General features: G+C 57.7%; 8 protein-coding genes and 1 pseudogene. All 9 read left to right on the top strand.

Going from position 1 to position 7746, the window contains the following annotated elements; translation table 11 throughout:
- The first annotated feature begins 483 nt into the window (after positions 1-483).
- The gene (locus PMI35_RS34765; protein ID WP_157295801.1) at positions 484-702 is read left to right on the top strand and encodes a hypothetical protein; all 219 of its coding nucleotides are present in this window, start codon (positions 484-486) and stop codon (positions 700-702) included.
- A gap of 154 nt (positions 703-856) precedes the next feature.
- A complete protein-coding gene (locus PMI35_RS05685) occupies positions 857-1705 on the top strand; it encodes a glycine betaine ABC transporter substrate-binding protein (RefSeq protein WP_008064472.1) in 849 nt (282 codons plus the stop codon).
- A gap of 77 nt (positions 1706-1782) precedes the next feature.
- On the top strand, positions 1783-2901 hold the full coding sequence (locus tag PMI35_RS05690; RefSeq protein ID WP_008064471.1) for a quaternary amine ABC transporter ATP-binding protein: 1119 nt from the start codon (positions 1783-1785) through the stop codon (positions 2899-2901).
- Entirely contained in the window at positions 2898-3746 is an 849-nt protein-coding gene (locus PMI35_RS05695) for an ABC transporter permease (RefSeq protein ID WP_008064469.1), read from the top strand. Before PMI35_RS05690 ends, PMI35_RS05695 begins: the two co-directional genes overlap by 4 nt.
- Positions 3743-4594, top strand: a complete 852-nt coding sequence (locus PMI35_RS05700) for an ABC transporter permease (RefSeq protein ID WP_008064467.1) — start codon at positions 3743-3745, stop codon at positions 4592-4594. The genes PMI35_RS05695 and PMI35_RS05700 overlap by 4 nt, the downstream gene beginning before the upstream one ends.
- Before the next feature lie 11 nt (positions 4595-4605).
- Positions 4606-5604, top strand: a complete 999-nt coding sequence (locus PMI35_RS05705; RefSeq protein WP_008064465.1) for a 4-hydroxyproline epimerase — start codon at positions 4606-4608, stop codon at positions 5602-5604.
- Positions 5605-5667: 63 nt separating this feature from the next.
- The gene (locus PMI35_RS05710) at positions 5668-6651 is read left to right on the top strand and encodes a GlxA family transcriptional regulator (protein WP_032832016.1); all 984 of its coding nucleotides are present in this window, start codon (positions 5668-5670) and stop codon (positions 6649-6651) included.
- A gap of 106 nt (positions 6652-6757) precedes the next feature.
- Entirely contained in the window at positions 6758-7480 is a 723-nt protein-coding gene (locus tag PMI35_RS05715) for a GntR family transcriptional regulator (protein ID WP_008064461.1), read from the top strand.
- Between the two features lie 97 nt (positions 7481-7577).
- Positions 7578-7746 (top strand): annotated as a pseudogene (locus PMI35_RS35530) (FAD-dependent oxidoreductase); the annotation flags it as partial.

Below are 7746 nucleotides of genomic sequence, written 5' to 3'. Positions count from 1 at the left end.
CGCGGCGACCCACGGAGCAATGCCTTCGTTACGGCATGCCGAGCCCTAGCGAGGCACCGAGTGGTGGGGCAAGAGCGTTTGGTTACTTTGCGCCGGGCGGCGTTCCGTTTTTCAAAGTGACCCGCTGTAAAAGCGGAACCCTAAGTGGCCGTTACCGCAGCAACGGATCTACACCCCCTGGCATGTCGCACAAGACCCCAAGCATGACGCCCCCGGACTGCCTGAACCCGCGAGCACCCCGAATCAGCACGAAAAAAGCGTTCAGTTCACGACAACAAACATTCCTGTTAGCGACCACAAAAATTGACAGAAAAACCATAAGTCATTGTTTTAAAAAGAATATTAAATAATTCTATGTGAATATCAACAGTATTCTATCTGTATACATAGAGAATACTAAGCGTTGACGGTGCGCCCAACGCGTGCGAATCTGGACTCCACACCAAGCCGGAGGCGCTGTAAAGGCGACCTTGGGAGAGCGTAGTGAAGAACAACCAGAACACTCAAAACGACCTGAAGCGTCGTTTCCTCACCCTGGAACCGGGTACTGAAAAGACCCCCGGCAGCCGCCCTGGTGATCAGGCATTTTCAGCTTTCTCGCGAAAGCACGCAAAAGCCAACTTTTCCTGCAATGAGCGCAGACCCGCCTATCTAGTCTTTAATTATATTGATCCCGGCCAAACTCACGCCCAGGCTCAATAAAAGTGAAGTCGAAATAGCCAAAAGCAATAAGTTTCAATCAGTCGGGGAATGACAGGAATTACCTGTAATAGAAGGTGGACTTACTGTTGTACACCGCGGACTTCTGTTTCTGGAAGTTAATATAACAAGTTCCAATCGTAGATCGAGGAAGGCCATGAAGAAGATTTGGAAGGCAATCTGCGCAGTCGCTGTAGCGGGCATGATGTGTTTGTCTGTTCATGCAGAAGAAAAAACCATCACCATGGGTACATTATCCTGGGAAGACTTGACGCCTATTACCGGAATCACCAAAAAAGTACTTGAGGATTCTGGTTACACGGTGAAAGTCATTGAGTTTTCCGAGTGGGGCATTGCTTACGCTGCACTGAGCAAAGGCGACATTCAGATCCTCACTTCCCAGACCGACTATGCGGCGCACGACTACTGGAACAAGAACAAGAACCGCCTGGAAAAACTGTCCCCGGTGTCCTTCGGGCTTTACCAGGGTTTTGCCGTTCCCAAGTATGTTGATATCGACTCGATCGACCAGCTGAACGACAACGCCGACAAGCTGGGCGGCAAGATCGTCGGCATCGAGCCCGGGTCTGGCCTGATGAGCGATGCGACCAACGCCGTCAGCGGCTACGGCCTGAAGCTCAAACTGCTGGAAGGCAGTACCGCTGCGATGACCGCCGCCTTGAAATCGGCAGTCGATCGTAAAGAGCCGGTTGTTGTAACGATTTGGGAACCGTCGTGGATGGTGCAAAAGTTTGACCTGAAGTTCCTCAAGGATCCAAAAGCCATTTTCCCTCCAGCACAGGGTTACTACTGGATTGGTCATAAAGGCTTCTCGGCAGAGTACCCGAAAGCGCGCGAAGTGATTGCAAGCGTCTATGTGCCCTTGGGCGATATCACGGCGATCAACAGCGAAGTGAAGGATGGCAAGACCATGGATCAGGCCATTCAAGACTGGACAGTTAAAAACGCTGAGCTGTTGAAGCGTTGGGAAAACATCAAGAAATAAACAGCGTCTCTTTTCTTCGCCACTGCCGCCCTTTGATTCAATAGAGAAACCAGAAAACTGGTTCACGGGTTATAAAAATGACAACGGCCAAAATTGACACCAACGAAGTGCTGATAGATTGCCAGTCAGTCTGGAAAATCTTCGGTAAAGCCGCACCTGCAGCGATGAATGCCGTCGTTCAGCAGGGGCTGACCAAGACTCAGATCCTGCAAAACTACGGTTGCGTGGTCGGCGTCTCCGACGTCAGTCTCCAGGTTCGCCGAGGAGAAATCTTCTGCATCATGGGCTTGTCCGGCAGTGGCAAATCTACCCTCATCAGGCTTTTGAACAAGCTCATCACCCCCAGTGCCGGCAAGATCGTGGTCAAGGGCAAAGAACTCTCTTCCTTGAATGCGGCGCAGCTGCGAGAGGTTAGGGCGCGTCATATCGGCATGGTCTTTCAAAGCGTGGCACTGCTGCCTAACCGCACGGTCCTGGAAAACACCGCGTTTGGCCTGGAGGTGCAGGGCGTCGGCAAGGCCGAGCGTTACAAGGTGGCCGAACAGGCCCTGGCCAAGGTTGGCCTGAGTGACTGGATGTCGCGATACCCCACTGAGTTGTCAGGCGGTATGCAACAACGTGTAGGCCTTGCACGGGCGATCACGGCGGACCCTGAAGTGATCCTGATGGACGAGCCGTTCAGTGCGCTTGACCCGCTGATTCGTCGACAGCTGCAGGATGAATTCCGCCAGCTGACCAAGGAGCTGGGCAAGTCGGCGGTGTTCATCACCCACGACCTGGACGAAGCGATTCGTATCGGCGACCGCATCGCGATCATGAAGGACGGCGCGATCATTCAAGTCGGTACGGCCGAGGAGATCGTGCTCAATCCGGCTGACGACTACGTCGCAGAGTTTGTGGCGGGCATTTCCAGGTTGCATCTGGTGCGGGCGCATTCGGTCATGACACCGGTCGAGCCCTTCAAAGTGGCCAACCCGGGCTGTGACATCGCCCGACTCCCGAAAACCACACCCGACGCCGACATCAACGAGCTCATCGGATTGACGATGAAGTCCGAGCGCGATGCCCTTGCCGTGGTGGATAACGGCGCGATAGTCGGCATCATCACGCCACGTGACCTGCTGCGCGGCGTTCAAGGTATTCCGAACGAATTCGCGCCAGCGCCTGCCGGCACGGTTCTGGAGGCCTCGACATGAGCATCCCTGACTTTTCCAATCAATTCGACGCGGTCATCGACTCGAGCCTTGAATGGCTGATGGACAACGGCGAGTTTGTGTTCGACACGGCCAATACGGCGCTGAAGGGAATTTTTGAAGGCGTGCAATGGTGCATTGCCTATCCACCGTATTACGTCATCGCGATCGTCATGGCCCTGATCGGCTGGCGCGCTGTGGGTGTGCGGTTCGCGATTCTTACCGGCTTGGCGTTGTTGTTCTGTGACGTCATTGGCCTGTGGCCGGAAACCGTCAGTACCCTTGCCTTGGTGCTGACCGCCACCGTGCTCGCATTGGTGGTCGCTATACCACTGGGTGTGTTGGCCGGGCTCGCTCCGTCCTTTGATCGAGTGGTGGATCCGTTCCTGGATCTGGTGCAAACCATGCCGCCCTACATCTACCTGCTTCCGGCCATTGCGCTGCTGGGCTATGGCACGGCTACCGCACTGTTGGCGACCTTTATCGTTGCCGTGCCACCCGCCATGCGCCTGACCTCCCTGGGGATTCGAATGACGCCCAAGGAGTTCATCGAGCTAGGGGAGGCCAGCGGCGTCACCGGGTGGCAGATGTTCTTCAAGATCCGCTTGCCGTTCGCCATGCCCAGCATCATGGCAGGGGTGAACCAAAGCCTGATGATGGCCTTCGGCATGGTGGTGATCGCCGGCATCGTCGGTTCAGGCGGCCTGGGTGAATCGATCTACGGCGCCGTTCGCACACTGGATATCGCCAAGTCGATCAACGCGGCCATTGCCATCGTGATCCTGACCATGATCCTCGATCGATTGGCGCAGAGCGCTGCGCGGTCCCGGATGGGAGACTCCCAATGAGTACTGCAGAAATCCATTTCTCTCCTGGTGAATTCCTCGCGCCTGCGGTCGATTGGCTGAACGCTAATCTGCATGGCTTGTTCAAGGTCATCAGCCAGGTCATCGAAGCCGTACTCGGCGGCGTCGAAGGTGCGCTGCTGGCGCCGCATCCCTACGCCATGATCGGCGGTGTGGCGTTGCTGGCGTTCTTTTTCGCCAACAAGAAAGTCGCGGTGTTTTCTGCCTTGATGTTGGCATTTTGCTTGTTCTCCGGGCTTTGGGTGGCGTCGATGCAAACCATCGCGCTGGTCTCGGTCGCCGTGCTGATCTCCGTCGCCATCGCGTTTCCGCTCGGTGTGCTTGCCGCGCGAGTAAAGAAGGTGGATGACGCATTCCTGCCGATCCTCAACATCATGCAGACCGTTCCGCCTTGGGTTTACCTGATTCCCGCGGTGATGCTGTTCAGCCTGGGGCGCGTACCGGCAATCATCGCCACCATCGTCTACGGCATCCCGCCGATGCTCAGGCTGACGACCCTGGCCTTCAAGCAACTGCCCAAAGAGTTCCTTGAGCTGGGGCAGGCCATCGGTGCTTCGCCCAGGGCGATCCTGTTCAAGATCGAGTTGCCGACCGCCGCACCGACGCTGCTGGTGGGGCTCAACCAATGCATCCTGCTGTCTTTGGCGATGGTGGTTTTGGCGGGCCTGGTGGGTGCTGGCGGCCTTGGCGCCGAAGTGACCCGCGGCCTCACCCGGATGGAAATGGGCTTGGGTCTTCGTGCGGGCCTGGCGATTGTCGCGGTGGCACTGCTGCTGGATCGACTGTCGCGCGGCGCGTTGCAGCGTCATTCCCCACGCAAACTGGTTTAGGGATTTTCAGAATGAGACGTAGCTTTTTTTGTGTGGACTCCCATGCGTGCGGGAACCCGGTGCGGATAGTGACGGGCGGCGGGCCGCTGTTGCCCTCCGTTTCGATGGCTGAACGCCGCGACATCTTCGTGCGTGATCATGACTGGATTCGCACCGCGTTGATGTTCGAGCCCCGGGGCCATGACGTGATGTCGGGGGCGATCATCTATCCCTCCACGCGTGATGATTGCGATTTTGGCGCATTGTTCATCGAAGTCAGTGGCTGCCTGCCCATGTGTGGCGCCGGCACCATCGGCATGTCCACGGTGGTGATCGAGGAAGGCCTGGTCACACCGCGCGAACCTGGCACGCTGGCCATCGAGACGCCTGCCGGGCGAGTCGACGTGGCCTACACCATGAACGGCGAATACGTTGACTCGATTCGCCTGTTCAACGTGGCCAGTTACCTGCACAGCGCCGATGTGGTGGTAGAGGTGCCCGGTGTTGGTGAGCTGGTCGTGGACATCGCCTACGGCGGCAATTTCTACGCCGTGGTCGAGCCGCAGGAAAACTGGGCCGGCCTGCAAGGCTTGACCAGCGCCGACATCGTTGGCCTGAGCCAGAAACTGCGCGCGGCCCTGGCTGAAGTCAGTGACCCGGTGCATCCCGAGAACAGCAGGATCAGCGGCGTTCACCATGTTATCTGGTGCGACGAGGGGCACACGCTGGCGGCCGATGGTCGCGGCGCCGTGTTCTACGGCGACAAGGCCATTGACCGGTCTCCCGGTGGCACCGGTACTTCTGCGCGAATGGCGCAGTTGTTCGGCAAGGGGCGGTTGAAGGTGGGGGAGACGTACCGCAACGAAAGCCTGATCGGGACCATCTTCGAAGGGAAGGTCGAAGCGGCGGTCAAGGTCGGAACCTACGAGGGTATCCGCCCAAGCATCGGTGGCTGGGCGCAGATCACCGGGCACAACACCATTTTTGTCGACGACCGCGATCCCCTGCGCCATGGCTTTCAGCTGGCTTGATGTGTTCTCGAACGTAACAGAGTAGATCGACCCGTGATCGAACGACGCCAATTTAGCGGAGGCATGAAGGGGAAAAATCTTCGCTATCTCAATGACAACCCCAACGCCATGGCGCGAACGGTGCGAGCAGGCTTCCTGCTGCTCGAGCACTTTTCGCTCCCGGCATTCACGCAAGTGCTGGATACGCTGGTCACGGCCAATCTTCTGCGCCCCCAGCTGTTCACCTCCCGCACGTTCGGCATGAGCGACGGCGAGGTGGTCAGCGACCTGGGCCTGGTCATCCGGCCAGATAGCCAGATCGATTGCGCAGCGATCAAGGACCTCGATTTGCTGGTCATTTGCGGTGGCTACCGCACGGAACTGAAGGCGTCGGAGGAGCTGACCGCTCTGCTCGCAAAAGCTGCCGAACTGGGCGTGAGCCTGGCCGGCTTGTGGAATGGCGCCTGGTTCCTGGGGCGCGCGGGGTTGCTCGAGGGTTATCGCTGCGCCGTGCACCCCGAACATCGCCCGGCGCTGGCGGAGTTCTGCAAGGCGACCCAGGTCAGCAGCGAGCCCTACGTGATCGATCGGGACCGGCTCACCGCGTCCAGCCCGTCAGGTGCCTTCCACATGGCGCTGGACTGGATCAAGGGCCTGCATGACAAAGCGCTGGTGGAGGGCATCGAGGACATCCTCGCGTTTGAGGAGTCTCGCTACCGGCGGATAAAACCTTCGGAAAACATCTGCGTGAGTGCGCCGTTGCGTGAGGTGGTGAAGCTGATGGACGCCAACCTGGAAGAGCCCCTGGAGCTGGAGCAACTGGCGGTTTACGCCGGGCGATCGCGCCGACAACTCGAGCGTTTGTTCAGGGAACAATTGGGCACCACGCCTCAGCGTTATTACATGGAATTGCGCATTACCGAGGCACGCCGGCTGCTCCAGCACACGGAGTTGTCTCAGGTCGAGGTGCTGGTCGCCTGTGGCTTCGTTTCGCCCAGTCACTTCAGCAAGTGTTACAGCTCGTATTTTGGCTATCGGCCCTCCAAGGAAGTCAGGCTGGTGAAATAGCCGGCGCGCAAGGTTAGTATATTAATTGTAGACACAAAGAATAATGCTGTTTTATAGTGATAATACAGGTAGTAGACAACGCTCACTTACCCGTAAGGTTTCCATCATGGCAACGAAAGATCTCGAAACCCAAGCTTCCTCCGAACTGCCTGTTGACCGTAAGGCCGTGCTGGGAGAGACGCTGCGGCGCCGTATCCTGAGCATGGAGCTGGCGCCCGGTGCCGTCGTCGACGAGCTGGCCTTGTGTGACGAATTCGGACTTTCCCGTCCACCGGTGCGCGAGCTGATGCGCCAGATGGCTGCTGAAGGCTATATCGACCTCGAGGCGAATCGCGCCGCCCGGGTATCGTCGATGAACTATCAATCGCTGCGCAGCTTTTTCCTGGCGGCACCCTTGATCTACATCGCGACAACCCAACTGGCCGCCACGCATGCAAGGCCCTCGGAGATTGCCGAGCTCAAGCGCATCCAGGAATGTTTCCGCGAAGCCATCGAGGAAAAAGATGTCGAGAAACGCGTGCTGTACAACGATGAATTCCATTTGCAGATCGGCAAGATGGCGCATAACGCTTATTTGATGCCGAGCCTGCAGCGTTTGTTGATCGACCATGCGCGACTGGGAAAGATCTTTTATCGCCACCCAACGACCGTCGATATGCAGGAAGACCTGAAGTTGGCGACCCAGCAGCATGACGAAATGATCGCCGCAATTGAAAGCCATGACCCGGCCCTGGCGGGCGATATCGTGCGGGCGCACCTTGAACTGTCGCGTCGCCGGATGTCCGAATACGCCGCACCGGAAGGGTTGGAAGTCGCCATTAATTTTTGACAGGCCGCCGGTTCTACTTGCATAGCACTTCACATGAAGTGATTTGGTCGATGCAGACGGGCAGCTTATAGCACTATAAAAAACCCGGGTCTCGACAATGGCAAAGATCAAATACACACCGGCGGATGATTCTACTTGCGGCTGGTTTCACCTTAGCCAGCCCAGGGTGGCCCGTGCGTCCCACTCAGGCATCCGCTCGGCCCGCTGGGTCGTGGTGGGTGCCGGTTTCACCGGACTTGCGGCGGCGCGTCAGCTGGCGCTGAATT

This window comes from Pseudomonas sp. GM78, assembly GCF_000282475.1.
Lineage (GTDB): Bacteria > Pseudomonadota > Gammaproteobacteria > Pseudomonadales > Pseudomonadaceae > Aquipseudomonas.
Note: the sequence above shows the minus strand (reverse complement) of the source record. Positions and strands in the feature narration are given on the sequence as shown.